31 protein-coding genes are annotated in these 25582 nt (G+C 69.7%); 9 read left to right on the top strand and 22 right to left on the bottom strand.

Annotation, left to right across the window (positions count from 1 at the left end):
* Nucleotides 1–17 precede the first annotated feature (17 nt).
* The gene (locus AW271_RS15435; protein ID WP_062337310.1) at nt 18–317 is read right to left on the bottom strand and encodes an STAS domain-containing protein; all 300 of its coding nucleotides are present in this window, start codon (nt 315–317) and stop codon (nt 18–20) included.
* A 118-nt stretch (nt 318–435) separates the two neighbouring features.
* Here AW271_RS15435 and AW271_RS15440 point away from each other — a divergent pair, with 118 nt between their 5' ends.
* Complete coding sequence (locus AW271_RS15440; RefSeq protein WP_062337312.1) at nt 436–645, top strand: hypervirulence associated TUDOR domain-containing protein; 210 nt, start codon at nt 436–438, stop codon at nt 643–645.
* Nucleotides 632–958, top strand: a complete 327-nt coding sequence (locus AW271_RS15445) for a DUF3140 domain-containing protein (protein ID WP_062337313.1) — start codon at nt 632–634, stop codon at nt 956–958. The genes AW271_RS15440 and AW271_RS15445 overlap by 14 nt, the downstream gene beginning before the upstream one ends.
* Here AW271_RS15445 and AW271_RS15450 read toward each other — a convergent pair.
* From AW271_RS15450 to AW271_RS15465, 4 genes are all read right to left on the bottom strand, one after another.
* The gene (locus AW271_RS15450; RefSeq protein ID WP_062337315.1) at nt 918–2117 is read right to left on the bottom strand and encodes a zinc-dependent alcohol dehydrogenase; all 1200 of its coding nucleotides are present in this window, start codon (nt 2115–2117) and stop codon (nt 918–920) included. The genes AW271_RS15445 and AW271_RS15450 overlap by 41 nt on opposite strands.
* A gap of 68 nt (nt 2118–2185) precedes the next feature.
* Nucleotides 2186–2641 carry a hypothetical protein gene (locus AW271_RS15455; protein ID WP_062337317.1) on the bottom strand — a complete coding sequence of 152 codons (456 nt, stop codon included), beginning with the start codon at nt 2639–2641 and terminating at the stop codon, nt 2186–2188.
* Entirely contained in the window at nt 2638–4953 is a 2316-nt protein-coding gene (locus tag AW271_RS15460; protein WP_218008058.1) for a molybdopterin oxidoreductase family protein, read from the bottom strand. The genes AW271_RS15455 and AW271_RS15460 overlap by 4 nt, the downstream gene beginning before the upstream one ends.
* Nucleotides 4950–5465: a Ppx/GppA phosphatase family protein gene (locus AW271_RS15465; RefSeq protein WP_083976669.1), complete on the bottom strand. Its 516-nt coding sequence runs from the start codon at nt 5463–5465 to the stop codon at nt 4950–4952. The genes AW271_RS15460 and AW271_RS15465 overlap by 4 nt, the downstream gene beginning before the upstream one ends.
* A 162-nt stretch (nt 5466–5627) precedes the next feature.
* Between AW271_RS15465 and AW271_RS15470 the strand changes: the two genes are divergently transcribed.
* The gene (locus AW271_RS15470) at nt 5628–6071 is read left to right on the top strand and encodes a DUF4383 domain-containing protein (protein WP_062337323.1); all 444 of its coding nucleotides are present in this window, start codon (nt 5628–5630) and stop codon (nt 6069–6071) included.
* A gap of 33 nt (nt 6072–6104) precedes the next feature.
* Here AW271_RS15470 and AW271_RS15475 read toward each other — a convergent pair whose 3' ends face one another.
* The 3 genes from AW271_RS15475 to AW271_RS15480 form a co-directional block, all read right to left on the bottom strand.
* A complete protein-coding gene (locus AW271_RS15475) occupies nt 6105–6530 on the bottom strand; it encodes a phospholipase (protein ID WP_245653064.1) in 426 nt (141 codons plus the stop codon).
* A gap of 240 nt (nt 6531–6770) precedes the next feature.
* The gene (locus tag AW271_RS39695) at nt 6771–6938 is read right to left on the bottom strand and encodes a hypothetical protein (protein ID WP_157554187.1); all 168 of its coding nucleotides are present in this window, start codon (nt 6936–6938) and stop codon (nt 6771–6773) included.
* A 70-nt stretch (nt 6939–7008) separates the two neighbouring features.
* Nucleotides 7009–7629, bottom strand: a complete 621-nt coding sequence (locus AW271_RS15480) for a TetR/AcrR family transcriptional regulator C-terminal domain-containing protein (RefSeq protein ID WP_062337326.1) — start codon at nt 7627–7629, stop codon at nt 7009–7011.
* A 79-nt stretch (nt 7630–7708) separates the two neighbouring features.
* On the opposite strand from AW271_RS15480, the gene AW271_RS15485 reads away from it, so the two are divergent.
* From AW271_RS15485 to AW271_RS15510, 6 genes are all read left to right on the top strand, one after another.
* Nucleotides 7709–7894, top strand: a complete 186-nt coding sequence (locus AW271_RS15485; protein ID WP_062337328.1) for a hypothetical protein — start codon at nt 7709–7711, stop codon at nt 7892–7894.
* A complete protein-coding gene (locus tag AW271_RS15490; protein ID WP_062337330.1) occupies nt 7891–8850 on the top strand; it encodes a quinone oxidoreductase family protein in 960 nt (319 codons plus the stop codon). Before AW271_RS15485 ends, AW271_RS15490 begins: the two co-directional genes overlap by 4 nt.
* Before the next feature lie 84 nt (nt 8851–8934).
* On the top strand, nt 8935–9432 hold the full coding sequence (locus tag AW271_RS15495; protein ID WP_062337332.1) for a hypothetical protein: 498 nt from the start codon (nt 8935–8937) through the stop codon (nt 9430–9432).
* Nucleotides 9433–9445: 13 nt separating this feature from the next.
* Nucleotides 9446–9943 (top strand): hypothetical protein, encoded by a 498-nt coding sequence (locus tag AW271_RS15500; protein ID WP_062337334.1) that lies wholly within the window; start codon nt 9446–9448, stop codon nt 9941–9943.
* A gap of 24 nt (nt 9944–9967) precedes the next feature.
* Nucleotides 9968–10516, top strand: coding sequence for a hypothetical protein (locus tag AW271_RS15505; RefSeq protein WP_062337336.1), 549 nt, complete (start codon nt 9968–9970; stop codon nt 10514–10516).
* 95 nt (nt 10517–10611) lie between these two features.
* On the top strand, nt 10612–11118 hold the full coding sequence (locus AW271_RS15510; RefSeq protein WP_157554190.1) for a hypothetical protein: 507 nt from the start codon (nt 10612–10614) through the stop codon (nt 11116–11118).
* Nucleotides 11119–11125: 7 nt separating this feature from the next.
* Here AW271_RS15510 and AW271_RS15515 read toward each other — a convergent pair whose 3' ends face one another.
* The 14 genes from AW271_RS15515 to fdhF all read right to left on the bottom strand — a co-directional run bounded on the left by AW271_RS15515 (nt 11126) and on the right by fdhF (nt 25581).
* On the bottom strand, nt 11126–11623 hold the full coding sequence (locus AW271_RS15515; RefSeq protein WP_275935760.1) for an ArsR/SmtB family transcription factor: 498 nt from the start codon (nt 11621–11623) through the stop codon (nt 11126–11128).
* Complete coding sequence (locus AW271_RS15520) at nt 11526–11927, bottom strand: arsenate reductase ArsC (RefSeq protein ID WP_062337340.1); 402 nt, start codon at nt 11925–11927, stop codon at nt 11526–11528. Before AW271_RS15520 ends, AW271_RS15515 begins: the two co-directional genes overlap by 98 nt.
* A gap of 81 nt (nt 11928–12008) precedes the next feature.
* Complete coding sequence (locus AW271_RS15525; protein ID WP_062337341.1) at nt 12009–12272, bottom strand: low molecular weight phosphatase family protein; 264 nt, start codon at nt 12270–12272, stop codon at nt 12009–12011.
* Between the two features lie 53 nt (nt 12273–12325).
* Entirely contained in the window at nt 12326–13066 is a 741-nt protein-coding gene (locus AW271_RS15530; RefSeq protein WP_062337343.1) for an arsenate reductase/protein-tyrosine-phosphatase family protein, read from the bottom strand.
* Between the two features lie 57 nt (nt 13067–13123).
* Nucleotides 13124–13837, bottom strand: coding sequence for an aquaporin (locus AW271_RS15535; protein ID WP_062337345.1), 714 nt, complete (start codon nt 13835–13837; stop codon nt 13124–13126).
* Entirely contained in the window at nt 13834–14193 is a 360-nt protein-coding gene (locus tag AW271_RS15540; protein WP_062337347.1) for an ArsR/SmtB family transcription factor, read from the bottom strand. The genes AW271_RS15535 and AW271_RS15540 overlap by 4 nt, the downstream gene beginning before the upstream one ends.
* 124 nt (nt 14194–14317) lie before the next feature.
* Nucleotides 14318–14650, bottom strand: a complete 333-nt coding sequence (locus AW271_RS15545) for an ArsR/SmtB family transcription factor (protein WP_062337348.1) — start codon at nt 14648–14650, stop codon at nt 14318–14320.
* 30 nt (nt 14651–14680) lie between these two features.
* Nucleotides 14681–15892: an MFS transporter gene (locus AW271_RS15550; RefSeq protein WP_062337350.1), complete on the bottom strand. Its 1212-nt coding sequence runs from the start codon at nt 15890–15892 to the stop codon at nt 14681–14683.
* Nucleotides 15889–16155, bottom strand: a complete 267-nt coding sequence (locus AW271_RS15555) for a hypothetical protein (RefSeq protein WP_062337352.1) — start codon at nt 16153–16155, stop codon at nt 15889–15891. The genes AW271_RS15550 and AW271_RS15555 overlap by 4 nt, the downstream gene beginning before the upstream one ends.
* Nucleotides 16156–16167: 12 nt before the next feature.
* Nucleotides 16168–17550, bottom strand: a complete 1383-nt coding sequence (locus AW271_RS15560; RefSeq protein ID WP_062337353.1) for an FAD-dependent oxidoreductase — start codon at nt 17548–17550, stop codon at nt 16168–16170.
* A gap of 249 nt (nt 17551–17799) precedes the next feature.
* A complete protein-coding gene (locus AW271_RS15565; RefSeq protein ID WP_062337355.1) occupies nt 17800–19719 on the bottom strand; it encodes a molybdopterin biosynthesis protein in 1920 nt (639 codons plus the stop codon).
* Entirely contained in the window at nt 19716–20936 is a 1221-nt protein-coding gene (locus tag AW271_RS15570; RefSeq protein WP_062337357.1) for a molybdopterin molybdotransferase MoeA, read from the bottom strand. The genes AW271_RS15565 and AW271_RS15570 overlap by 4 nt, the downstream gene beginning before the upstream one ends.
* Complete coding sequence (locus AW271_RS15575; protein ID WP_062337359.1) at nt 20933–22663, bottom strand: NAD(P)H-dependent oxidoreductase subunit E; 1731 nt, start codon at nt 22661–22663, stop codon at nt 20933–20935. Before AW271_RS15575 ends, AW271_RS15570 begins: the two co-directional genes overlap by 4 nt.
* Nucleotides 22660–25581 carry a formate dehydrogenase subunit alpha gene (fdhF, locus tag AW271_RS15580; RefSeq protein ID WP_369408401.1) on the bottom strand — a complete coding sequence of 974 codons (2922 nt, stop codon included), beginning with the start codon at nt 25579–25581 and terminating at the stop codon, nt 22660–22662. Before fdhF ends, AW271_RS15575 begins: the two co-directional genes overlap by 4 nt.
* Between the last annotated feature and the right edge of the window lies 1 nt (nt 25582).

Here is a 25582-nt window from a genome sequence, read left to right on the forward strand (position 1 = left end):
GCGGTTGGGTACGCCCCTCAGACGGCGTTCAGTGACAACCCGATGACGTCGAGCAGGTGGGCGACGCGTTCGCTGGGCTCCTCGAAGAGGAGGTCGTGGCCGCGGTCGCGGATGGTCGCGCGGGCGCGCATCAGGCCGAAGATCCCGGTCGAGTCCATGAACACGACCTCGGAGAGGTTCACGGTCAGCCTGCTGCGGCCCTCCGCCATGAGCAGGAGGAAGTCGTGGAGGTCGAAGATCGACGCGATGTCGATGTCGCCCCCCACGTGGACCACGATCGCGGCGCCGCGTTTGCGAACGCTGAGCCGGAGGTTCATCACTCGGTCCCGGGTCAGACGATCATCAGCGTATTGATGTGTTGGTAAAAGCCGCATACCCGCCTAAACCGCCACATAAACCCTGCGTTGATCACGGGGTGCTGGGTAAGGCGGCCACATGACGGACAAGAAGAAGGGCGACGAGGTCACCTGGAAGAGCCACGGTCAGACCGTCCACGGCAAGGTGGAGAAGAAGATCACCAAGCGGACCGAGGAGTCGGGCCGCACGGTCGACGCCTCGCCCGACGAGCCGCAGTACCGCGTGCGCAGCGACAAGAGCGGGCGGACCGCCGTACACAAGCCGGAGGCCCTCGATGACGACGGGTGACAAGGACTTCGACGAGGCGGTCAACATGACGGCCGCCGAACTGGAGAAGTGGCTGCGCACCGAGGAGTCCCAGCAGGTCGGGCAGAAGACCGCCGGCGGCGAGTCGACCGGCCACGAGTCGGGCCGCAAGATCGTCAAGATCCTGCGCAAACGCAAGGGACAGCTCACCGACGCCGACCGGGCGCACATGCGCAAGGTGACCGGCTACGTACGCCGGCACCTCGCGCAGCGCCCGAGCGGTGACGTCAGCGGCACGCCGTGGCGCTACTCGCTCATGAACTGGGGCCACGACCCGGGGAAAGAAGGATCTTGATCGCCCCGTCGCGCTTCTTCTGGAACATCTCGTAGGCCCTCGGGGCCTCCTCCAGCGGGAGCGTGTGGGTGGTCAGATCCATCACACCCAGCGGGTCGGCGTCGTCGGCGACCAGGGGCATCAGGTCGTCGATCCAGCGTTTGACGTGGGCCTGGCCCATGCGCAGGGTGACGCCCTTGTCGAACAGCTTGAGCATCGGCATCGGGTCGCTCATGCCGGCGTACACGCCGGAGATCGAGACGGTGCCGCCGCGCCGGACCGCGTCGAAGGCGGTGTAGAGGGCGCTCAGCCGGTCGACTCCGGCCGTCGACATGAGCGGGGCGGCCAGCTTGCCGGGCAGGAAGGTGGTCACGGTCTGGGCGGCCTTGGCCACGGGCGACCCGTGCGCCTCCATGCCGACCGCGTCGATCACCGAGTCGGCGCCGCGCCCGCCGGTCAGGTCGAGTATCTGCGCCTGGACGTTGTCGACCTCTGAGGCGTCGACGGTCTCGACGCCGTGGCGGCGGGCCATCTCCAGCCGGTCGCGCACCCCGTCGACGCCGATCACGCGGTGGCCGAGGTGGCGGGCGATGCGGGCGGACATCTGGCCGATCGGGCCGAGGCCGAGCACCGCCACCGAGCCGCCCTCGGGGACGTCGGCGAAGGCGACCGCCTGCCAGGCCGTGGGCAGCACGTCCGACAGGAACAGGAACCGCTCGTCGGGCGGCCCCTCGGGCACCTTGATCGGGCCGAACTGGGCCTGCGGCACGCGCAGGTACTCGGCCTGGCCGCCGGGGACCTGTCCGTAGAGCTTGGTGTAGCCGAACAGGGCGGCGCCCTTGCCCTGCTCGCGGACCTGGGTGGTCTCGCACTGGGCGTAGAGCCGCTGGTCGCAGGTGTGGCAGTGGCCGCAGGAGATGTTGAACGGGATCACCACCCGGTCGCCCGGCCTGATGTGGGTGACCTCCGGCCCGACCTCCTCGACGACGCCCATGGGCTCGTGGCCGAGGATGTCGCCCTCTTCGATGAACGGGCCGAACAGTTCGTACAGGTGCAGGTCGGAGCCGCAGATCGCGGTGCTGGTGACCCTGACGATCGCGTCGTTCGGCTCCTTGATCGCCGGGTCGGCGACCTCGTCGACGCGGACGTCGCGTTTGCCGTGCCAGGTGACTGCCTTCATGGTCTGCTCCCTCGAAATCGAAAGCCCCCCATGTTCGCCGTGCCCTCCTTCGAAAACCGCTAACGGCCTCAGCTCACCAGCGCCTGGGTCGCCGAGTCCTTGAGCCGGGCGTTGGCCCAGCGCAGCTGGCGCAAGGTCTGCGGGTGACAACGCTCGGCCAGCGACAGCAGGTCGGCCCGCCGCGCGCCCTGCGCCGCCTGGGCCAGCAGCTCCCAGTCGGCCGACACCCCGGCCGCCAGCCGGTAGAGGTAGCGGAAGTCGGCCAGCAGCAGCACCGAGGGCTCCCGGTGGCCGAGCCAGTCGCGCGTCAGGGGCGCCGGCCCGTCCGACGGCGTCAGGTCGAGGCCGAACTCCCTGCCCGCCAGGCCCAGCGCGCGCAGGTGGTCGAACGACCAGGCGGCCAGGTCGCGGGCCACGTGGAAGGTCTCGTGGTCGTTCCGGTGCCGGTCGGCCATGGTGAGCAGCGCCCGCCCGAGCTCGTCCTCCGACCGGTGCAGTTCGTCGATCAGCAGGTGGAACTTCACGGCCGGCCCTCCTTCTCCACCCGGGCGGCGGTCGTCTTGAAGATCGGCTGCTTGGACACCGGATCCCAGTCGGTGACGGTCAGCTCGTTGGCCGCCCGGTCGTGGCCGCCCCCGTCGCGGTCCCAGTAGCCGTAGTGGAAGGGCAGGAAGACCACGCCCGGCCGGATCCCGGTGACCCGCACCGGCGCGACGACCGCGCCGCGCGGCGTGGTGATCCGCGCGAGGTCGCCCTCGGCCAGGCCGAGCCGACGGGCGTCGGCGGCCGACACCTCCACCCAGACCTCCGGGTCGGCGGCCTGGAGTTCCGGGGTCCGGCCCGTCTTGGTGCGGGTGTGGAACTGGTAGAGCGAACGGCCGGTGGTCAGCCAGAACGGGAAGTCGCCGCCGGGTGACTCGTGCGGGGCGACGTACTCGGCCGTGCGCAGGATCGCCCGGCCGCCGGGGTTCATGGCGCGGTAGTCGTTCTCCTCGAACGGGGCGCCGGTGATCAGGTCGCGGCCGAAGCTCTCGCAGTAGCCGGGCGCGGCCAGGAACGCGCCGTCGGCGTAGAGGCGCTCGGTCCCGTCGGGCTTCTCCTCGGTGCAGGGCCACTGGACGCCGCCCTCGCGGAGTTTCCGGTACGTCAGCCCGCTGTAGTCGCACGGGCGGCCCCGGGAGCACTCCTTCCACGCCTCGAACGCGCCCTCGGGGTCGTGCCACGTGACCAGAGGCGCGCCGTCGCGGTCGGTGAGGCCGAGCCGGGCGGCGAAGTCGACCAGGATGTCGAGGTCCGACCGGGCCTCGCCGGGCGGGTCGACGGCCCGCTCCGACAGGTGGACGGTCCGGTCGGCGTTGGTGAACGCGCCGGTCTTCTCGCCCCAGGCGGCGGCCGGCAGCACGACGTCGGCCAGCTCGGTGGTCTCGGTCGGGAACAGGTCCTGGACGACCAGGAACAGGTCCTCCCGGGCCAGGATCTCCCTGATCCGGCGCAGGTCCGGCAGGGAGACGGCGGGGTTGGTGCCCATGACGTACAGGAACCTGATCGAGCCCTCTTCCGCGTAGCGGAAGATCTGCATGGCGTGGGTCGGCGGCGAGTAGCTCGGGATGTCGAGCGGGTCGATGTTCCAGATCCGGGCCAGGTCGGCGACGTGTTCGGGGTTCGACCAGTTGCGGAAGCCGGGCAGGTCGCCGTCGGCGCCGCACTCGCGGTTGTTCTGCGCGGTCGGCTGGCCGTTCATCTGCAACACGCCGCACCCGGGACGGCCGAGCATGCCCCGCACCAGATGGACGTTGTTGACCTGCACCGCCGCTGCGGTGGCTTGGTTGGCCTGGTAGAAGCCCTGCAGCACGGTCGACAACAACCGTTCGGCGGTGCCGATCAGGGCGGCGGCCCGGCGCAGGTCGTCCTCGGGCACCTCGCAGATCAGCGCGGCCTTCTCCAGCGGGTAGTCGGCGACCATGCGCCGCAGCTCGTCGAAGCCGACCGTGTGGGCCTCGATGTAGCCCCGGTCGATCCAGCCGTTCTCGATGATCTCGTGCAGCAGCCCGTTCATCAGCGCCACGTTGCTGCCCGGCCGGTTGGCCAGGTGCACGGTCGCGGCCTCGGCGATGGGCGTCGTGCGCGGATCGACGCAGATCAGGGCGGGTGGACGCGGCCCGGCCAGCCGGTCGAGGACGCGGCTCCAGGTGACCGTCTGGGTGGCGGCCATGTTGTGGCCGTAGAGGCAGATGACGTCGGCGTGGTCGATGTCGGCGTAGCTGCCGGGTTGCCCGTCGCAGCCGAACGACTCCTTCAGCGCCGCCGCCGCGGTCGCCGTGCACAGGCGGGTGTTGCCGTCGACGTGGTTGGTGCCCAGGCCGCCGTGGGCGATCAGGCCGAGGGTGTAGTACTCCTCCAGGAAGAGCTGGCCGCTCGAATAGAAGGCGACCGCACTCGGCCCCTGCTCGTCGAGCAGTTCCCTGACCCGGCCGGCCACCCGGCCCAGCGCGGTGTCCCAGCTCGTCTCGACCAGCCGGCCGTTCTCCCTGACCAGCGGCCGGGTGAGGCGGTCGGGGGAGTTGCCCGCCTGCCAGCCGAACAGGTCCTTCGGGTCTACTCGGCCGTGGTTGACCCGGTCGCCGGCCCGGCCGCGCACCCCGGCGATGCGGCCGTCCTTGACCGCGATCTCCAGGCCGTCGCCGTTGCTGTGCAGGATCGCCGCGCTCGGCACCCATCGATCGACGTCGTCGGGCGTCAGCCCATCGGCCAGGTGGCAGTCGACCCGCACCGGCCACGGTTCGCCCGGACCGTAGGGCGTGCGGGCGCCCCACGGGTCGGCGATCCGGCCGGTCACCACTTCCGCTGCCGGAGAGGGGCGATCTCGTCGCCGGCCTCGGCGGTCTCGGGGCTCAGCATCATCTGCCGCCGGCGGCTCAGGATGCCCTCGCGGATCGCCCACGGGCACATCTCCACCTCGTCGACGCCCAGATCGGTCATGACCGCCTCGGCCACGATCGCCCCGGCCAGCACCTCGTCGGCCCGGTCGGGCGCGACGCCCTTCAGCTTGGCCCGCTTGCGGTTGCTCATCGCGGCCAGCTTCGGCAGCCGCTTGCGCAGCCGCTTCAGCTTCAGCACCCCGTGCCCGCCGGTCAGCTTCGCCAGCTCGTGGAAGGTCTTGGACGTCGCCACCGCCCGCACCAGCTCCTTGACCGCAGCGGGCCCGATCACGCCGTCGTCGTCGGTGCCCTCGGCGAGCGGCGCGTCGTGCTTCTCGGACGCCACGGCGTGGAACGGCCCTTCACGGGTGACGTCGGAGACCGTGAGATGGGTGGTGTTCGACCCGATATCCATTACTCCGATGCGCATTCACCCGCTCTACCCGTTCTGCTCGGCTCGAAGGTCGAGAGAGCCCCTCGGCTTGGCCATGTTCGGGTGACCCCGGAATCGTTCCCGTCCGGACGGGTATGGCGGCTGGTCAGCACAACAGTCGCGCTGTCGAGCACGTCCTGTCTCTCAACAGGAGAGCTCATGAGAACTCACGCGCCATCCCGCACCACGTCACCGCTCCGGCAGGCCGCGCTGATTCTCGGCGTGGTGTTCCTGCTGGTGGGCGTGCTGGGATTCATCCCGGGCATCACCACGAACTACGGCACGATGCAGTTCGCCGGCCACCACTCCCAGGCGCTGCTCCTGGGCGTCTTCCAGGTGTCGGTGCTGCACAACATCGTCCACCTGCTCTTCGGCGTATGGGGCCTGGCGGCCTCCCGGACCTGGAACAACTCCCGCGCCTTCCTCGTCGGCGGCGGGGTGATCTACCTGATCCTGCTCGTGTACGGACTGCTCGTCGACCGTGAGAGCACTGCCAACTTTGTGCCCCTCAACACGGCCGACAACTGGCTCCACCTGGCGCTGGGGGTCGTCATGATCGCCCTCGGCCTGGGCCTGTCACGGTCGTCGCGGGCCACGACCTGAGGACGACGGACGCGTCTTCAGCTGCCGACTCGATCAGACCTCGGCGTTCCGGCGGACCTGCTCGATCTGCGCCTCGGTGACGTTGAGGGCGCCGAACTGCTTGACCGCCTGGTAGTAGGTCCAGGCCAGCCCGTTGCAGGTGTTGCGCGGCACGGTCGAGTAGCCCGCGCAGACCTGCTTCATGTCGAAGTAGAACGCGTCGTCGATCCGCGACTTGTTCGCCGGGAACTGGCCGACGGCCTTGTAGTTGCGGTAACCGAAGTCGTGCCGCCGGCACGGCATCCGGAAGTCGAAGCCGAGCGGCTGGTCGGGGCTGGTCGAGCAGAGGTCGGTCGACCAGTCGAACGCGTAGTCGGCCCAGGCGCCCTGGTTCTGCCACGCGGACCGCCAGCTGCCGGCGCTCGCGGCGGTGGGCTGGCTGAAGGTGGAAAGTGCGGAAAGCTTTTGCTGCAACGTCACCGCGTGGGCGGGAAGAGTTAATGCGATTAACGTGACGAGAGAAGGGGCGACGATCGCGACGGCTCGCTTGAGCATGAGGCCCTGCCTTTGCGCGTGAGGAGACCTGCCACTGCCCAACGATGCGGCGAAACCGCCGCCGACGCCGGAACAGATCTCCATCAAGAAGAGCCGTGACATTGACGAAACATCGCCATTTACAACCGGATGTTTCTCCTGTCACCACGCGTTGTCATAGCCAAGTCACGAAGCGGCCGCCGGGAAAATCGGCAGCACGTTGACCTGAAGGAGATTTCCCGGAATGGAGATGACGTCGTCGAAAAGCAGCCCCGGCCCGTCGGCGGCCCGGGCGGGGGCGGCGACGCCCACGGCGCCAAGTGCGAGCAGGGTCACGACGAGGGCCTTCTTCACTTCAGTCACTCTCCGCTAATCAATCGAAGCCGAATGGCTACGGAGAGTATCGGGTCCGCGGGAAGGCGGGTCAACTCGAAGCGGCCGGCCCCCACACGACCTGCTCCAGGCAGTCGCGGAACAGATCGTCGACGGTGCGGCCAGGCTCGAAGTACTCCCGCACGCCGGCCATCACGGTGGGATACGCCGCCGTGTACGCGGCCATGTCGAAGCCCTCAAGCGCCTCGGCGCTGGGCGGCCCGGTCTGCTCCTCCAACACGAAGCCGACGGTGAACCGCAACGCCGTCACCACGACCAGCCGGGCCCGTCTCAGTGGAACGCCCCGCGCGACGAGCGTGCTCATCGCCAGTTCGGAGACGCCCGCCATCGTGAGCGACAACTGGGCGGCCGAGATGACCCGCGCGCCGTCGGGATGGGCCAGCAGCGCCCGCCGCAGCCGCCCGGCCAGGCCGATCAGCCAGCCCTGCCAGCCCTCCTCCGGGCCGGGCGCCACGAACTCGGGGAACTCCTGCTCCAGAATCGCCTCGGCGATCGCGTTGACCAGCGCCGCCTTGTTCGGGATGTGCCAGTAGAGGGTCGGCGACCGCACGCCGAGCCGCGCGGCCAGCTTGCGCGTGGTCACCCCGTCGAGCCCTTCGGCGTCGAGCAGCGCGACGGCCTCGGTGACGATCCGCTGCCTGTCCAGAGCCAATTCCGGCACCTCCCTTGCGCACTCTATCGCCGATAGAGTTCTCTATCAGTGATAGAGAATCGCGTCAGAGGAGACACCGATGAGCCACCTGCTCCGCGACCTGCTGCACCGGGCGACCCACCGCATCCCGGGCGTCCCCGCACACGCCGACGGCCCCCCGCCCGGCCACCAGGGGCACCCGCGCCACGACCACACCCGCCCGCCACGCGTCCTGGTGGCCTGGCAGACCCGCATCGCCCGCCTGTTCGGCCAGGACCGGCCATGAAAGCCGCGGTCGTGTACGAGCCCGGCGGCGCCCCCCGCTACGACGACTTCCCAGACCCGGTGGCCGCCGACGGCGAGGTCGTCATCGACGTGAAGGCGGTCGCCGTCGAGAACGTCGACAAGGCGATCGCCGAGGGCACCCACTACGCCGCCGGGACGTACGCCGCCGAGTTCCCCCTGATCCCCGCCTTCGACGGCATCGGCGCCCTCCCCGACGGCACCCTCGTCGGCTTCGGCAACGTCCGCCCGCCCTACGGCGCACTGGCCGAGAAGTGCGTGGTCCCCCACGGCTCCTACGTGCCGATCCCCGATGGCGTCGACCCGTCCGTGGCGGCGGTGATGGCCTCGGCCATAACGGCGATGTCGATGAGGACGGCCGCCGGGTTCAGCCCGGGGGAGACGGTGCTGGTCCAGGGGGCCACCGGCGTCGCCGGACGGCTGGCGGTCAAGGTCGCCCGCCTGCTGGGCGCCGGCCGCATCGTCGCGACCGGCCGCGACGACGGCCAACTGCGTGAGATCCAGACGCTCGGAGCCGACGCGGTGATCAACACCGCGGTCCCCGACGAGGAACTGGCCCGCGCCTACCTTGACGCGAAGGGCGACGGCTACGACGTCGTCGTGGACTATCTGTGGGGGAGACCCACCGAGATCCTGCTGCGGGCCCTGGTGCCGACGTCCTTCGCGTTCGGCAAGCCGACCCGGGTGGTCCAGATCGGCGAGTCGGCCGGTGCGGAGCTCGCGCTGGCCGCGTCGAGCCTGCGCACCTCCGGGGTGGAGATCTACGGCGCGGCCAAGGGCCTCGACCCGCAGACGATGGAGGAGGCGTACCAGCAGATCGTGACGTGGACGCGGTCGGGCGAGCTGACCTTCGACGTGGAGAGGGTGCCGCTGAGCGACATCGAGAACGCGTGGCGGCGTACCGACCTCAAAGGCAGGCGACTCGTCGTCACGCCATGATCGGCGGCGTCCGCGAGGGCGGAACGCCGTGGAACAGGATGTCACGCCTGCTTAGAAAGAAGACTTTCCAAGTAGGTGGGCTGAATGACCAGAGCCGGAAAACTGATCGCGTCCGTCGGCGCGAGCGTCACGATGCTGGGGCTGCTGAGCGCGCCCGCGCACGCCGCCAGCCAGATGTACATCTCCCATTCGATCACGGTGACCGACGTCGTCACGCACCAGATCGACGTTCATCTCCCGATGAGCAGGCAGGACGCTGAGGGCTACATCTACTGGGGCGCCCAGATCAAGCTCCGATGTTTCGGCAGCGACGCCGTCTTCAACGAGCTGCTCGACAGAGTTCCGCAGATCGGCGACACGTTCTCGAAGGTCCCCAGAAAGGCCCCTTACCCGGCGGGATACGGCGTGCTCAGGGCCGAGGAAGACGGCCTGCATCTGACGACTTTGGACGTCTACCGCAAGCCGGGCCTGCTCAACGAGGACATCGGCGCCGAGGACGAGGTCTTCTGCGACGCCAAATGGATCGACGCCGATGGCTACATCCTCAGAGCCAAGAGCGAAGAAGTGCACGGCTACTTCTAAAGGAGAAGGCGATATGACCAGGGCCGGGAAGGCCATCGGGGCGAGCCTCGCGATGATCGTGTCGCTCGGGTTCGTCAGCACACCCGCACACGCCGCCAGCCAGATGACGATCACCCACTCGATCACGGTGACCGGCTATGTCAGGCATCAGATCGACGTCCATTTGCCCATGAACAAGGAAGACGCGGCGGGCTACATCTATTGGGGCGCGAAGATCGAGCTCGAATGCTGGGGCGAGGACGTGGGTCCTGACCAATATCTCTACGACGTTCCAGGAATCGGCCAGACATTCACCGGAACCCCCAAACGGGCTCCCTACCCGCCGGGACACGGAGTTCTCCAGGCCACCGAAGACGGCGTCCACCTGACGACTCTGGACCTGTATCCCAAAGGCGAGGACCTCAACGAGGACTACGGCCTCCAGGACGAGATCTACTGCAAGGCCAAATGGATCGACGCCGACGGCGGCACCCTCAACGCCAAGAGCAACGTCGCGAGTGGCTACTTCTGAGCCACCAGAGAAGGGAAACAGTCAATGACCATCGGCAGAAAGCCGGCCACCCGGGCGATCGTCGCCTTCGGTGCGGGCCTGGCTCTGATGCACGGCCCCGCGAGCACCCCGGCGAACGCGGCGAGTTCGATCGTCGCCACCCACACGATCACCGTGCCGGGCATGGTGAAACACATGATCACTGTCCGGCTCCCGATGAGCAGGCAGGACGCGGAAGGCTACATCTACTGGGGCGCGAAGATCAAGATCGACTGCTATGGAGAAGACGTCGTGAGCGACCCGAAGCTCACGAACGTCCCAGGGACGTTCAAGGGGGTGGCGGAGCGGAACCGGTATTTCAGCGGCGTCCCCAGACCCGATCCCTATCCGCCGGGATTCGGCGTGCTCACCGCCACCGACGAAGGTGTCGTCCTGAACACCCTGGACCTTTACGTGAAGGGCGGCGCCGGCGAACTGAACGAGGACACCGGCCTGGGCACCTTGCAGGACGAGATCTACTGCAAGGCGACCTGGATCGACGCTGACGGTTACACGCTCACCGACAAGACCAACCTGGTGACCGGATACTTCTAGGGACCGTTCCATCGCCTGGAACGGAATGTGTCACGCCTGAGTAGTGAGACCCGAGAAAACTCGAAGGAGTGACAGTAATGACCAGAATCGCGCGGATGATCGCGGTGGTCGGCGCAGGCATCACGATGTCGGCGGCGCTCGTGAGCGCCCCGGCACACGCCGCCAGCTCGATCACGATCACGCACCAGGTCACCAAACCAGGCCAATTACGGCACGAGGTCAACATCCATCTTCCGATGAACCAGGAGGACGCGGCCGGCTACATCTGGAACGGAGCGCAGATCCGAGTCACGTGCTTCGGAGACGACTGGGCCGACGACATGCTGCCCGACGTACCCGAGCCCGGGTTCAGCGGCTCTTACGTCGCGTACAAGGGAAGACCTGCGCCCGGCCAGCCGGGAGAGCTCAAAGTGCTGGTGGCCGCGGCGGACGGCGTCCGCCTGAAGATCGTGAACCTCTATGAGAGGGGCTACCGCAACCCTCTGAACGAGGACCTCCTGCCGAGCGACGACGACGAGATCTACTGCAAGGCCAAGTGGATCGACGCCGACGGGGCCACCCTGAGCGCCACCTCGAACACGGCGACCGGTGACTTCACGTAGGAAGTCGTCAGCACCCCTGGGCATGGCCGCCTCCCATGCCCCGGGTGCCTTCACCGGGGACGGCGTCGTGGCCGGCGTAGCTCGAGGCATCACTGTCGCCTGATGCCGCGGGGTTGCCCATGATGATGTCGGCCGCCGTCGGGAAGCAGCTCACGCACTGTTCGTCGATCCGGTAGAGGTTCGTCGTGCCCCGGCGTTCGACCAGGACGAAGCGCACGTCGGCGAGGATCTTCAGGTGGTGGGACACCGTCGACTGCCCCACCCCCGAAGCGGCGACGATCTCGCTCACGCTCATGGGCACACGGCGCCGGGCGATCAGCGAGATGATCTGCACGCGTGTGGCGTCGGCCAGCGCTTTGAACCAGCTCGCATACCCCTCGGCGTGAGCCCGGGAAATGGAGTTGGAGCTAGGCCACCAGCTCGGCGATGAGCTTCTCCACTCGGGTGCGGATCTCGTCGCGGATCGGGCGCACGGCCTCGATGCCCTGCCCGGCCGGGTCCTCAAGGGCCCAGTCCTCGTATCGCTTGCCGGGGAAGATCGGGCAGACGTCGCCGCAGCCCATCGTGATGACGACGTCGGAGGCCTCCACCGAGTCCACCGTGAGGATCTTGGGCTTCTGGTCGGAGATGTCGACGCCGACCTCGCGCATCGCCTCGACCGCGACCGGGTTGACGCCCTCGGCCGGCGCCGATCCGGCCGATCTGACCTCGATCCGGTCGCCCGCCAGGTGGGTCAGCCATCCGGCGGCCATCTGGGAGCGTCCGGCGTTGTGGACACAGACGAACAGGACACTGGGCTTGACGTTCATATGAGGGGTTTCCTTCTTGTGGATCCTCGATCAGCGGACGTTGCCGTCTGCCGATGCCTTTCTTTAGGCCGGCCCCGTCGGTCAGGTGACGGGCACCTGGAGCTCGGCCAGGAGGGCGCGGACGCGGCGTTCGATCTCGTCCCGGATCGGGCGTACTTCCTCGGCGCTCTTGCCGGCCGGGTCGTCCAGTTCCCAGTCCAGGTATCGCTTCCCCGGGAAGATGGGGCAGGCGTCGTCGCACCCCATGGTGACGACCACGTCGGCGGGGTTGACCTCGCTGGCGAACTCCGACCCGCCCGACCAGGCGACCGCGCGTTCTCCCGCGAGATGGGTGAAGAGGCCCATGGTCTGCGTGCTGAAGGTGCCGGTGAACTGCTCGGCGAGGTTACGGGCCGCGGTCAGCAGGGCGAGTTCGCTGGTCCACGCTCAGGTCGGTGCGTTGGTAGGTCTCGGGCATGACTCACTCCTGGGGGACAGACGGCGGGGGCCAGCCGGTCGACGCGGCTGGTGATGTCGGTGAAGGCACGCTCGAAGGCCGCGTCGGTGCCGGCTGAGACGGGGTCGGGGATCGACCAGTGCAGGCGTTCGCGATCGCCGAGTTGTTCGTGGGCGCTGTCGCAGACGGCCACGACCAGGTCGTCCGGTTGCAGTACGTCGCGCAGGTGGGTGGTGGTGGCCGTGTCCAGGTTCAGCCCGTGGCGGCGGGCGACCTCAGCCGCCCGCGGGTTGATTCGCTGGGCGGGGACCGTTCCGGCCGAGGTGACCGGCACGTGGCTGCGCTGCTGCCAGAGGGCTGCGGCGAGCTGGGACCGGGCGGAGTTGTGGGTGCACACGAACACCACGCGGGGGGCCTGCCGCAGTGGGGTGGGGAGCAGTCCGTCGAGGCTGCCGGGCAGCAGCCGCAGGTAGGTGCGGCGCCGGTCGCCTTCCGAGCGTCCCCGTTCCACCACGCCCGCCTCGTGCAGGATCTTCACGTGGTGGGCGAACAGGTTGGTGGGCAGCCCCAGTTCCTGGCCGAGCTCGCCGGGGGAGGCGTCGCTCAGTGCGAGCCGGTCGACGATCGACAACCGCGCGGGGTCGCCGAGCGCGGCGTGCACCCGGGCCCGTGCCGCCACCGTCTCACTCCAGTCAGCATTCATTGACTCAATAATTGCTGACTGGATTTACCGGCGTCAAACGACGACTGGGTGAACTGTTCAGCGACCGCCTGTCACCGGCTCGGGCACCTCACCACCCGGACGGCCGAACAATCCCTGGACCAGCAGGAAGCCGATGACCCCGCCCACCATCTGGGCGAGGACGAAGCCCGTGACCGAAGCGGGGGCGATCCCGGCGAAGGTGTCGGAGAAGGCTCGGCCGATGGTGACGGCCGGGTTGGCGAAGCTGGTGGAGGAGGTGAACCAGTAGGCGGCGCCGATGTAGGCGGCCACCGCCATAGGCGCGGCGGCGGTTCGGCCCGAACGGGTCAACGCGAAGATCACCAGGATGAGGCCCGCCGTCGCCACGACCTCACCCAGCCACAACGCCGTTCCGGACCGCACGGTCGCCGACCAGGCCAGCACCGGCTTGGCGAACATGGCGTTGGCCAGCAGCGAACCGCCGATCGCGCCCGGCACCTGGACCAGGACATAGCAGCCCAGCTCGCGCGCTGACAGCCCGTTCCCGCTCTGGCGCCCCTGCCACCAGTCGGCGGCCGAGACCACCGGGTTGAAGTGAGCCCCTGACACCGGTCCGAGCGTGAGGATCAGCACGGCCAGGCCGAACACGGTCGCCGTCGAGTTGGCCAGCAGCTGGAGGCCGACCTGGCCCGGGGCCAGGTCCTGGGCCATGATGCCCGACCCCACGACCACGGCCACCAGCAGCCCGGTGCCCAGGAACTCGGCCAGCAGCCGGCGCGGCAGCGGGCTCACCTGCCCGCCCGCCCGGATTCCGGCAGAACAGCCGGCAGCACGGCCGACAGTTCGGCGAGCGCATGGGGGACCAGGCGGTAGTACACCCAGGAGGCGCGGCGTTCGCTGGTGAGCAGGCCGACGTCCTTGAGCACTTTGAGATGGTGGCTGATGGTGGGCTGGGACAGGGTGAAGGCCGCCGTCAGGTCGCACACGCACGCCTCACCGTTCTCGTGCGCGGCCACGATCGACAGGATGCGCAGCCGGACCGGGTCGCCCAGCGCCTTGAACACCCGCGCGAGCTCGGCGGAACGCTGATCATCCAGGGGCTCGCCGGCCAGCGGAGAGCAGCACTCCAATAGGGGGAGATCCGGCACGACACGTCCTCATCGAGATCAATCGATATCAACGAGGATCTATATTGACATAGGTCGATCCTGGACGGCGGTGAGCACCCAGGACACCCTCGAAGTCGCCAGGTACAGCCGACTACAGAGACGATTACGCCAGCGGAGTGAAGATCGTTCCCAGCCGGGCGACGGTTTCGGGGATCACGCGGTAGTACACCCAGGTTCCGCGTCGTTCGCCGTCGATGAGGCCGGCGGTGCGCAGGACCTTCAGGTGGTGGGAGATCGTGGGTGCGGTGAGGTCGAAGGCGTCGGTCAGGTCGCACACGCAGGCCTCGCCGCCCTCGTGGGAGCCGATCATCGACAGCAGGCGCAGGCGGACCGGGTCGGCCACGGCCTTGAGTAGCGCCGCCAGGTCGACGGCGTCCTGCTCCGAGAGGGGTCCACGGGTGAGCGGCGGACAACACTCGATCGTCACGGCGGTCATGGCGGCTCCCTGCTTAGACGTCGTTCGAAATCATAGTCGCGCGTAGCCGAAGAGTGAGAATGCCGCGATTCCGCACAGAACCGACACCGTGACCATGATGTTCGTGTAGCCGACGGCCTGGGACAAGGAGACGGCGGCCAGGGGCGCGGTGGCTTTCGCGGTGATGGCGAAGAAGGCGATCCGGCCCGAGGTGGTGGCGTAGGCGGTGGTGCCGTACCTTTCGGCGAGCAGGTGGGGGAGGGTGATCGTGGCCACGCCGAAGCCGATGCCGAACAGCAGGACGCAGGCGATGGCCCCGGCTGGGGTGTCGCCGATCACGGGGAGCAGCAGGGCTCCGGCTGCTTGGACGGCGAACAGGGCTGCGGCGACGGGGGCCGCCGTCCATCGGCGTCGCAGGCCGGTGGTGACCAGGCGGCCGGTGACCGACAGGACGCCCAGGAGGCCGGCGACGGTGGCGGCGAAGAGTGGCTCGTGGCCGAGGCTGATCAGGTAGGTGATCAACAGGAGGCCGATCACGGCCATGGCGGCGCCGTGGGCGGTGAAGATGACGACCAGCAGCCAGAACGGGCGGCCGCGCACCGCCTCGCGCGCGATGGTGGCCCGCTCGTTTGACGGCTGTCTCCGGCTGGGGCCGTGCCGGATGACGAGGGCGTGCAAGGGGATCGCCGTCAGGCCGTACAGGACGGCGAGGATCACCAGCGCGGTGCGCCAGCCGAACTCGGACAGCAACCACGCGGTCAGCGGCATGAAGATGGACGACGCGAAACCGGCCACGATCGTCACCCCCAGCAGGGCGTTGGCGCGGGCGGAGGCCTCGAACCAGCTGACGATGACGGCGAAGGCCGGTTCGTACAGGACCATCGCCGAGGCGACGCCGACGGCCACGAAGACGGCGTAGAGCTGGGGCAGGTTCTCGACCCGCGACCAGCCGAACAGGGCCACCGCGCCGAGCACCGCGCCGCAGGTCATCAGCGCCCTACCGCCGCGCCGGTCGACGATCCGGCCGACCAGCGGGGCGCAGAGGGCGGCGACCAGGACGGAGACGGTGAGCGCCACCGTTACCTGCGGCGGGGTGACGCCCAGGTCGGTGGCCATCGGGACCAGCAGGACCGAGAAGGTGTAGTAGAGGGTGCCGAACCCGATGGTCTGGGTGACGGCGAAGGCCGCGACGATGCGCCAGCCGCGGCGGGGTGACGGGCCGCCGCCGGTCAGCGGGGCGGCGGCCAGGCGTTCTGGGCTCATGTACGGGTGCAGCCGATCAACTCGCGGCCCGCACGTGTGGTCGACCAAATTTCGGGTGAGGCCTCGCTCATGAGGTGCTGGGCGTGGAGACGCCACACGAGTGCTCCGGCCATGCGGGAGATCGCTCGCCGGTAGCCGGGGTTGGTGCTGTCGGGCCGGGCGTCGACGAGGTCGGCGGCCAGCTCCGTTGTGGACATCGGCTCGGCGGCGCAGATCAGGCGCAGCGCCTCTCGTTGCGGTTGGGTCGGGTGCCCGTCGGACATGGTCTGACTTTCTCAGCCGCAGCAGCCGCCGCCGTCGGCGGGGGTGGTGGCGAGCACGAGCGGCGTACCGAGAAGACCGCCGCTCACCCCGGTGGCCAGGCCGACGCGCTGCTCCTGGGCCTCGGCGAGGTTGGCGGAGCAGACGCCCGTCTCGGGCAGGTCGAGCTCCACCGAGCGCGCCGCGTCCCAGTCACCGGCGATGGCGGCCACCACCGAGCGCACCTGCTCGTAGCCGGTGGCCATCAGGAACGTCGGGGCGCGACCGTAGCTCTTCACACCGACCGCGTAGTAGCCCGGTTCGGGGTGGGTGAGTTCCTCGACGCCGTGACCTGGGACGGTGCCGCAGGAGTGGGCGTTGGGGTCGATCAGCGGCGCGAGGGCGCGGGTGCTGCCGAGGATGGGGTCCAGGTCCAGGCGCAGCTCTTCGGCGATCGAGTGGTCCGGGCGGTAGCCGGTGGCGCTGACGATGCGTTCGGCCACGATGGACTGCTCAACGCCGAGCGGGTCGCGGCTGACGACCTGCACGCCCTTGGTGTGGGCGGTGACGCGGTGGGTGAAGAAGCCGGTCACCAGCTGGACTCGGCCCGAGGTGACGAGGGCGTGGAGGCGGGTGCCGAGGGCGCCCCGGGCGGGCAGCGCGTCGGCTTCGCCGCCGCCGTAGGCGCGGGTGGCGTCGACGGCGCGGATCGCCCAGGTGACCGGGGTGTCGTCGAGCTGGGCCAGGGCCAGGAGGGTGGTCGCGGCCGAGTGGCCGGCGCCGACGACGAGGGTGTGCCGGCCCTCGTAGTGGTCGCGGTCGACGCCCAGGACGTCGGGGAGGGCGTGGTCGATCAGGTCGGTCACGGTCTCCTCGCCGAAGGCGCGCAGGCCGCTCGCGCCCAGGACGTTGGGGCTGGTGTACGTGCCGGAGGCGTCGATCACCGCGCGGGCCTGGAGCTCGCGGCCGTCCGACAGGCGCAGGACGAAGGGGGCCAGCTCCCTGCCGTTGGTGCGGACCTTGTCGAAGCCGAGCCTGCTGATCGCGGTGACCGTGGCGCCGACCTGGACGCGGTCGCCGAACAGCTTGCCGAGCGGGGCGAGGTAGCCGTCGACGATCTCCGCGCCGGTCGGGAGCCACTCGTTGTCGGGGGCCGTCCAGCCGTCGGCTTCCAGCAGGCGGCGGGCGGCGCCGTCGATGTTGAAGCGCCACGGGCTGAACACCCGGACGTGGCCCCACTTGGCCACCGAGGAACCGACTTTCGGGCCGCTCTCCAGGACGACGAAGTCCACCCCGCGTTCGGCGAGGTGGGCGGCGGCGGCCAGCCCGACGGGACCGGCGCCGATGACGGCCACGGGAAGGTTGCCCGAGTCGACGGACTGTTCGTCAAGCGAGGACGGGCCGCAACATGCGCTCATGATGCCCACCTTGTTTAGAGGCTTATCGAATCAGCCTCAGCTTCGCGCTTGATTAGAGGAATGTCAAATTAGACGTCCATCTACCCACCATGAGACGGGGGAGATCCAGAGGAGACCCTGGGGTTGGTCGAGCGCGGCGCAGTCCCGGCCGCGTCCCAGTGGAAGAGGCTACGAGCGGTACCTGCCTCTCGCTCGATCTCGGGGCGCCGTGCCCAATGAACCCAAACGCGTGAAGGTCGAGGACTCAGATCAGCGGATGCGGCGTCCGGTCTCGGCACAGGAGTAACCGCCCAGAGCCTCTACTTCGGCCCGGAAGCCGGGCCGGGCGAGAAGAGCCCACAACGGAGCCAGCAACTCGTCGGACAGTCCGCCCGTTCGTATCACCAGGTCATAGGGCTCTTGGGCCACCGGTACGAAGTCGAGCCCGAAGGCGCGGGCGGCGGCGAGGATCCCCATTCCGGCGTCTGCCCGTCCGGCGGCCACGGCGGCGGCCACCGCCAGGTGGGTGTGCTCCTCGCGGGAGTACCCCGGCACCTCGCCCGGGTCGATGCCGAGGCCGGCCAGCTCATGGTCGAGCAGCGCCCGCGTGCCGGCGCCGCGCTGCCGATTCACGTAGCGAAGGTCGGGCTTGGTCAGGTCTCTGATGCCGGTCAGGCCGAGCGGGTTGCCGGGAGCGACGATCAGCCCCTGGTCACGGTGGACCAGCCTGATCACGGCGATGTCGGGATCGGCGCCCATCAGCCTGTCGATGTAGGGCAGCGTGTACTTGCCGGTGGCCGGGTCGAGCAGATGCGACCCGGCGATGTGGCACAGGCCGTCGCGCAGGGCCACCAGGCCGCCCAGGGAACCAACGTTCGACGACGCCAGGGTGATCAGCGGGTCGGCCGCGCGCAGGGCCGAGGCGGCGAGGTCGAGCACCAGGTCGTGGGAGCCGATCGCGACGATGGTCCGGCCGATCTCGGACAAGCCGCGCAGCAGCTCGACGCGGACCTCCTCCCCGGCATGATGACCTTCGACGCCGGAGGGCACGACGAGCAGCCCGTCGGCGCGGACGAGCGAGGTCAGCACCCCGGCTCCCCGGGGCAGCGGGGTCGCCACAAGCCGATCCTGTACGCGGCCCAGACGCACCCGCACCCAGTCGTCCATGCCGATGGCCGAGGGCAGCTTCCTGGCCAGGTGGGCCGTGGCCGACGGGCGTTCACGCGATGCGGCGCCCTCCAGTTCGGCGAGCATCGGCGCCGCGAAGATGTCGAAGGTCAGCGCCGCTGACACGGGGTAGCCGGGGACGCCGATGACGGGTGTCGCCTCGACCGCGCCCAGGACGACGGGGTGACCGGGACGCACCGCGACCCCGTGGACGGCGACGACGCCCGCCCCGGCGACCACGCGGGCGGTGTAGTCGTCGCGTCCGGCGCTGGAGCCCGCGACGAGCAGGACCAGGTCGGCCGCGCCGGTCGCCTCGCGGAGGACGGCGGTGATGGTCTCCGGATCGTCCGGGACGATGTCGGTGACCCGGGCCTCGCAGCCCGCCTCCCTCGCCTGGGCGGCGAGCATCATCGAGTTGGTGTCGAGGATGTCGCCTGGGGCGAGCGCCGCACCGATCGGGCGGATCTCGTCACCGGTCGGCACGATCACCACGCGCGGCGCGCGGCGGACGCCGAGTTCGACGGCCCCGGCGGCGGCGCAGGCGGCGATGTCGACGGGCCGCAGCCGATGGCCCTCCGGAAGCAGGAGTTCGCCCGCGCTGATGTCCTCCCCGATGGAGCGGACGTGCTGGTAGGGCGGGACCGCCGCCCGAAGCTCCGCCTCGCCTGCGGGCGTGCGATGCACGTGCTCGCGCATGACCACGGCGTCGTATCCGTCAGGCAGCGGGTCACCGGTGTCGACGACCGCGAAGTTCTCAACGGCGAGGAACACCGGGCTGGTCTCAGACGCGCCGACGGTGTCGGCCGCGCGAACGGCGATGCCGTCCATGGCCGAGGAGTCGAAAGCAGGGGAGGAGCGCAGCGCCCACACCGGCTCGGCCGTCACCCGGCCCACGGCGGCCCCGACCGCGACCCGGACCTGGTCGACCCTCGCGGGACAGCCCGCGGCGGCGCGCGTCTCGCGCCAGACCGAGTGGGCCTGGGCCGCGGGGACGTCGGAGACGAAGGGGCTTTCGGCGCTCATCGGTACAGCACCACCTCTACCTCGGTGCCCGCGTCGAGGCCGGTGGCCGGTTCGGGCACGATCACGTATCCGTCGGCACGAGTCAACACCGACAGCAGCGCCGACGGGCCGAAGATCGGCTCTGCCACGCCCTCACGGACGACGACCTGGACCACGTCGAGCCGCCCGGCCGCCGACGCCAGGTCGCGCGACAGCCGGGCACGCGTGCCGGGCTGTGGCGGCGGCGACTCGCATCCGGAGATGCGCCACAGCAGCGGAATGCCGACCTGCCCGAACACGACCAGCGCCGAGAGCGGATTGCCGGGCAGCCCGATGACGGGGATCCCGGAGCACTCGGCCAGCAGCGTGGGCTTGCCCGGCTTGATGGCGATCCCGTGACACCAGACCTCGCCGAGAGCGGCCACCGCGCCCGCCGTCTCATCGCGCGCGCCGACCGACGACCCCGCCGACACGATCACCAGGTCGGACCCGGGCAGGATCTCGGACAGTCGCTCCTTGAGCGCGCCGGGCTCGTCGGGCACGATCCCGGCGATCACCGGCTCGCCGCCCGCGTCGGCGACCAGTCCGGCCAGGGCGGAGGCGGTGGCGTCGCGCACCTGCCCGGCGGAGAGCTCCGCGGTCTCGGGCGGCACCACCTCGTCGCCGGTGGAGACGATCGAAACTCTCGGACGCCGGTGCACAGCGACCGAGGTCACCCCCGCAGCGGCGAGGAAACCAAGGTCGGGAGCCCGCAACGGCCGGCCGGCCGGGGCCAGGACACCACCCGCCACGACGTCTTCGTCGGCACGCACGATGCCGCCGCCCGGGGCGACGGGCCGGGTGACCTCGATCGTGCCGGGCATGGTCTCGGCGGTGTACTCGACCATGACGACCGCGTCGGCGCCCTCGGGGATCACGCCCCCGGTCGGCATCGTGACACACCCGCCCGCCCGGACCGTCACGGTCGGCGCGGCGCCCATCGACACCGCGCCGAGCAGGTCGAGATAGGACGGCAGCCCGTCGGAGGCGCCGTAGGTGTCACTTGCCCGGACCGCGAAACCGTCGACGGTGGAGCGGGCGAAGCCGGGCAGGGCGGCCGGTGCGCCGATCTCCGCGGCGGGCACCCGGTGGAGCGCCTCGGACAGAGGCACCCGCTCCACCGGGGTGCGATGCGCCGGCCGGAAACCGGCCCGCACCTCGGCGAGGGTGCGGGCGGTGAAGAATTCCTTGCCGCTCAACGGTCCGGCTGCTCCTCAGTACCTTCGGGGCGGGGCTGCGGACGGGCCGCCGCGCCGCCCTTGTTCAATCCGAGCACCGACACGACCGGCCCGAGCGCCACCTGGCCGAGCCCGCAGATCGACGTCTTGCGCATCGTCTCCTCCAGTTGCAGGATCCGCCCCTTCTGCGCCTCGTCGAGGGTGGAGGAGCCCGCGTCGAGAGTCGTGCGCAGCAGGTCATGCGCCTTGGTGGAGCCGACCCGGCACGGCACGCACTTGCCGCACGACTCGTTGCGGAAGAACCGCAGCACGTTGGTCGAGGCGGCCAGCAGGTCGGTGCCCTCGGCGAGCACCACCACCGCACCGGAGCCGAGCATGGTCCCGGCCTCGGCGAGGGTGCCGAAGTCGAGCGCCAGGTCGAGCTTGTCGGGCCCGATGAAGTTGGACGACGCCCCACCCGGTTGCACCGCCCCGACCGCTGCCCCGCCGAGCACGCCCCCGGCGAGGTCGATCAGCGCGCGCACCGTCGTGCCCATCGGCACGCAGTACACCCCCGGATTCTCCACGTGCCCGGACACCGCGAAGAACTTCCAGCCGACCGACTCGCCCGCGCCCTGACCGGTCCACCAGTCGGCGCCGCGCTGGAGGATCACCGGTACGTCGGCGAAGGTCTCCACGGAGTTGATCAGTGTCGGGCGGCCGTGGAGACCGTGGTTGCCGGGGAAGGGCGGCTTGTTCCGCGGCTCGCCTCGGTGGCCCTCCATGCATTCGAGCAGCGCCGTCTCCTCGCCGAGGATGTAGCCGCCGGGCGAGACGAAGATGTCGAGGTCGAGACGCCGGCCGCTGCCGCAGGCGTCGTCGCCGATCACCCCCGCCGCACGGAGCGCCTCGATCTCGGCGTGGAGCACCCGCTCCTCGGGGCCGTATTCGTGCCGGATGAAGATCCAGCCCTGCTCGGCGCCGACCACGGCCATGCCGAGCAGGATGCCCTCGATCACCAGGTGAGGCTGGTCGGTCAGGATCTGGCGGTCCTTGAACGTGCCCGGCTCGGACTCGTCGGCGTTGCAGATGGCGTATTTGACCGTGCCCGGCTCGGCCGCGCGGACCAGACCCCACTTTCGGCCCGTCGGGAAACCGGCGCCGCCCATGCCCCGCAGCCCGGACGCCTCCAGCGTGGCCACCACGCTCTCGGCGCTCAGCTCACCCGCCAGCAGGGCCCGCAGGCTCGTGTATCGGGACGAGACGTCGGAACCGGCGGGGTAGGGGTCGTTCGGCCACGGCTCGGCGCGGCCCGTGACGGCGGCCTCGCCCAGCTCCGCGTCGCGTGCGGCGGACACGAGCACGTCGACGTCGGCGACCGGGGCCGGGAACTCGTTGACGGCCAGCGCCGGAGCGCTGTCGCAGCGGCCCAGGCAGGAGACCTCGTTGAGCTCGATCTCGGTGTCGTCGCCGTAGCGGGCGCGCACCTCGGCGATCCGGTCGTCGGCCGAGCGCAGCCAGCACGACAGGTCGTGGCAGACGTTGATCGCGACCTTGGCGGGCGGCGTCGTGCGGAAGTGGGGATAGAACGAGGTCAATCCCTCGATCTCGTAGAGCGGCCGCCGCATCGTACGGGCCAGTTCTTCGAGCTCTTCGCGCGGCAACCAGCCGAGCCGGGCCTGGATGGCGTTGAGCGCCGGGATCAGCGAGGGACCGGGGAACTTACCGGCTCGCGCTTCTACTCCGGGCACCCGGAAACCAAGGGTCATTTCGCCGCCTCGACCTGGATCGCGCAGAACTTGAACTCGGGGATCTTGCCGGTGGGGTCGATCTCGTCGATCGTCAGCAGGTTCGCCGCAGCCTCACGGAAGTGGAACGGGATGAAGCAGTTGCCCAGCTGCTCGCGGTGGGAGATGCGCACCTGCAACTCGATGGCGCCACGCCGGGACCACACCCGCGCCATCTGGCCGTGGGCCAGGCCCCGGTCGGCGGCATCCTTGGGGTTCATGTAGACCTCGGCGATCGGCGAGATCGTGTCGAGCGCGAACGACCGCCGCGTCATCGACCCGGTGTGCCAGTGTTCGAGCAGCCGCCCGGTGTTGAGCACCAGCGGATACTCCCCGTCGGGCAGCTCCTTCGCCGGAAGCCACTGCGCCGGGACGAGGTGGGCCAGGCCGTCGTCGGTGTTGAACCGCTCGTCGAACAGGACCACCGTCCCGTCGGAATGTTCGGGGTCGGCGTTGGGGTAGAGCTTCCCCGTCAGGCCGAGGTTGTCGTGGCGCAGGTTCGCGTACGACGGCATCAGCTCCACCATCTCGTCGAACACCTCACTGGGCGAGGTGTAGGACCAGTCGAGGCCGATCCGCTGCGCGATGTCCTGGACGATCTCCCAGTCGACCCGGGCCTGCCCCGGCGGGTCCATCACCTTGCGGCCGAGCTGGACCCGCCGGTCGGTGTTGGTGTAGCTGCCGTCCTTCTCCAGGTAGGACGAGGCGGGCAGGATGACGTCGGCGAACTCGGCGGTCTCGGTCATGAAGATGTCCTGGACCACCAGGAACTCCAGCTGAGACAGCGCCTTGCGCACCTTGTTGATGTTGGGGTCGGACAGGAACGGGTTCTCACCCAGCATGTACATGCCGCGCACGCCGCCCGGCTTCAGCACCGACCCGATGATCTCGGTGACGGTCAGACCCCGGTTGGGGTCGAGCGTGGTGCCCCACGCCTCCTCGAACCGCCGCCGCGCGGCGTCGAGATCGACGCCCTGGTAGTCGGGATAGAACATCGGGATCAGCCCCGCGTCGGAGGCGCCCTGCACGTTGTTCTGCCCGCGCAGCGGATGCAGGCCGGTGCCCGGCTTGCCGACGTTGCCGGTGATCGAGCACATCGCGATCAGGCAGCGGGCGTTGTCGGTGCCGGTGGTGTGCTGGGAGATGCCCATGCCCCAGTAGATGACCCCGGCCTTGGCCTCGCCCCAGACCCGCGCGACCTTCCGGATCAGCTCGGCGTCGACGCCGGTGATCTGCGCGCCGCGCTCCGGCGGGTAGTCGTTGACCGTGCGGACCAGCTCTTCGAAGTTGGAGACTCGGGCCTTGATGAATTCGAGGTCGATCAGGTTGAGCCGGATCACCTCGTGCATGACCGAGTTGTAGAACGCCACGTCGGTGCCGGGCTTCACCTGGCAGTGGAAGTCGGCGTGCTCGGAGACCGTGCTGGCGCGCGGGTCGACGTAGATGATCTTCGTGCCGCGACGGCGGGCCTGCTTGAAGAACGAGCTGGCCACGGGGTGGTTGGCCGTCGGGTTCGACCCCGTGATGATCACGACGTCGGCGTTGGCGACGTCGCCGTAGGTGGTCGAGACGGCGCCCGAGCCGACGCCCTCGAACAGCGCGGCCACCGACGAGGCGTGGCAGAGGCGGGTGCAGTGGTCGATGTTGTTGGTGCCGAACCCGGCCCGGATCAGCTTCTGGAAGAGGTAGGCCTCCTCGTTGGAGCACTTCGCCGAGCCGAACCCGGCGATGGCGCCGGCCCCCTGCCCGGTGTGGATCTCCTTCAGCCGCCGCGCGACGAGGTCGAGCGCCTCTTCCCAGGTGGCCTCGCGGAAGTGGGGCAGCACCTCGTCGTAGTCGACCAGGCCGCCGGGCTTGCGCCGCCCGTCCTTGCCGTTCTTGCTCAGCTTCCCGCCACGCCGCCCGCGCTCCCCGGCGCTGTCGCCGCGTACGTCGGCCGAGAGCGGGCCCTTGGGATAGGAGGAGTCGACGCGGATCAGGGGCACCGTCAGACGCTGGGGCGAGGCGGCGTAGTCCCAGCCGTAGCGGCCCTTGACGCACAGGCGGCCCTTGGAACCGGGCTGGTCGCGGCCCTCGGCGAAGGCGATGGCGCCGCGCGAGCGGTCGACGTAGTAGGTGAGCGCGCAGCCGACGCCGCAGTAGGGGCAGACGCTGTCGACCGCGTCGAGCTCCAGCCGGGGCCGGATCGGCACGTCGTTGATCGGCTTGTTGGTCAGCGCGCCCGTGGGACACGCCTGCACGCACTCGCCGCAGGTCACACACGAACTGGACCCCATCGGGTCGTTGAGGTCGAAGGCGATCTTCGTCGAGTAGCCCTTGCCCGACCGGCCGATGACGTCGTTGCCCTGGACGTCGTCGCACGCCCGGACACAGCGGTCACACAGGATGCACGCGTCGTGGTTGACGGCGATCACCGGGTTGGACATGTCGAGGCCACGCCCCGAGCCGCACGGCAGGTCGGTCGTCTCCTTGGCGACGTCGAACCGGTCGGCGAGGTCGAGGAGCATGTTGTCGGCAGTGGTGGTCTGCTTCGGGTCCTCCTCGCGGAGCGGCTGGTCGGAGATCAGCAGCTCGGTGAGGGTGGCCCGGCTGCGTTCCAGCTCGGGGGTGCTGGTCTTGACCTTCATGCCGTCATCGCAGGGACGCACGCACGCGGCGGCGAACGCCCGCCCGCCGGTGTCCACCACGCACATTCGGCAGACCCCTACAGGGTCATAACGCTCGTCATGACACAGCACCGGGATATCGACGCCTGCCTGCTTCGCGGCGTCATAGATGCTGGTGCCCTCCGGCACGGTCACGGCGCGGCCGTCGATCTCGACAGACACGGTCCGAATGGACGTCGCCGGCTCCTCGAGGATCGTCATCCCAACCTCATCAGTCGAGCAATATAGTGGCATA

This window comes from Herbidospora sakaeratensis (genome assembly GCF_001570525.1).
Lineage (GTDB): Bacteria > Actinomycetota > Actinomycetes > Streptosporangiales > Streptosporangiaceae > Herbidospora > Herbidospora sakaeratensis.

Excerpts from the sequence above, each read along its gene's own strand:
- AW271_RS15465 (WP_083976669.1), bottom strand. The coding sequence starts at position 5,465 with ATGCGCATCGGAGTAATGGATATCGGGTCGAACACCACCCATCTCACG.
- AW271_RS15565 (WP_062337355.1), bottom strand. The coding sequence starts at position 19,719 with ATGAGCGCCGAAAGCCCCTTCGTCTCCGACGTCCCCGCGGCCCAGGCC.
- AW271_RS15470 (WP_062337323.1), top strand. The coding sequence starts at position 5,628 with ATGAGAACTCACGCGCCATCCCGCACCACGTCACCGCTCCGGCAGGCC.
- AW271_RS15440 (WP_062337312.1), top strand. The coding sequence starts at position 436 with ATGACGGACAAGAAGAAGGGCGACGAGGTCACCTGGAAGAGCCACGGT.
- AW271_RS15450 (WP_062337315.1), bottom strand. The coding sequence starts at position 2,117 with ATGAAGGCAGTCACCTGGCACGGCAAACGCGACGTCCGCGTCGACGAG.
- AW271_RS15435 (WP_062337310.1), bottom strand. The coding sequence starts at position 317 with ATGAACCTCCGGCTCAGCGTTCGCAAACGCGGCGCCGCGATCGTGGTC.
- AW271_RS15445 (WP_062337313.1), top strand. The coding sequence starts at position 632 with ATGACGACGGGTGACAAGGACTTCGACGAGGCGGTCAACATGACGGCC.
- AW271_RS15525 (WP_062337341.1), bottom strand. The coding sequence starts at position 12,272 with ATGGGCCTCTTCACCCATCTCGCGGGAGAACGCGCGGTCGCCTGGTCG.
- AW271_RS15500 (WP_062337334.1), top strand. The coding sequence starts at position 9,446 with ATGACCAGGGCCGGGAAGGCCATCGGGGCGAGCCTCGCGATGATCGTG.
- AW271_RS15505 (WP_062337336.1), top strand. The coding sequence starts at position 9,968 with ATGACCATCGGCAGAAAGCCGGCCACCCGGGCGATCGTCGCCTTCGGT.
- fdhF (WP_369408401.1), bottom strand. The coding sequence starts at position 25,581 with ATGCCACTATATTGCTCGACTGATGAGGTTGGGATGACGATCCTCGAG.
- AW271_RS15495 (WP_062337332.1), top strand. The coding sequence starts at position 8,935 with ATGACCAGAGCCGGAAAACTGATCGCGTCCGTCGGCGCGAGCGTCACG.
- AW271_RS15550 (WP_062337350.1), bottom strand. The coding sequence starts at position 15,892 with ATGAGCCCAGAACGCCTGGCCGCCGCCCCGCTGACCGGCGGCGGCCCG.
- AW271_RS15520 (WP_062337340.1), bottom strand. The coding sequence starts at position 11,927 with ATGAACGTCAAGCCCAGTGTCCTGTTCGTCTGTGTCCACAACGCCGGA.
- AW271_RS15490 (WP_062337330.1), top strand. The coding sequence starts at position 7,891 with ATGAAAGCCGCGGTCGTGTACGAGCCCGGCGGCGCCCCCCGCTACGAC.
- AW271_RS15575 (WP_062337359.1), bottom strand. The coding sequence starts at position 22,663 with ATGACCCTTGGTTTCCGGGTGCCCGGAGTAGAAGCGCGAGCCGGTAAG.
- AW271_RS15560 (WP_062337353.1), bottom strand. The coding sequence starts at position 17,550 with ATGAGCGCATGTTGCGGCCCGTCCTCGCTTGACGAACAGTCCGTCGAC.
- AW271_RS15530 (WP_062337343.1), bottom strand. The coding sequence starts at position 13,066 with ATGAATGCTGACTGGAGTGAGACGGTGGCGGCACGGGCCCGGGTGCAC.
- AW271_RS15545 (WP_062337348.1), bottom strand. The coding sequence starts at position 14,650 with ATGACCGCCGTGACGATCGAGTGTTGTCCGCCGCTCACCCGTGGACCC.
- AW271_RS15485 (WP_062337328.1), top strand. The coding sequence starts at position 7,709 with ATGAGCCACCTGCTCCGCGACCTGCTGCACCGGGCGACCCACCGCATC.
- AW271_RS15510 (WP_157554190.1), top strand. The coding sequence starts at position 10,612 with ATGATCGCGGTGGTCGGCGCAGGCATCACGATGTCGGCGGCGCTCGTG.
- AW271_RS15555 (WP_062337352.1), bottom strand. The coding sequence starts at position 16,155 with ATGTCCGACGGGCACCCGACCCAACCGCAACGAGAGGCGCTGCGCCTG.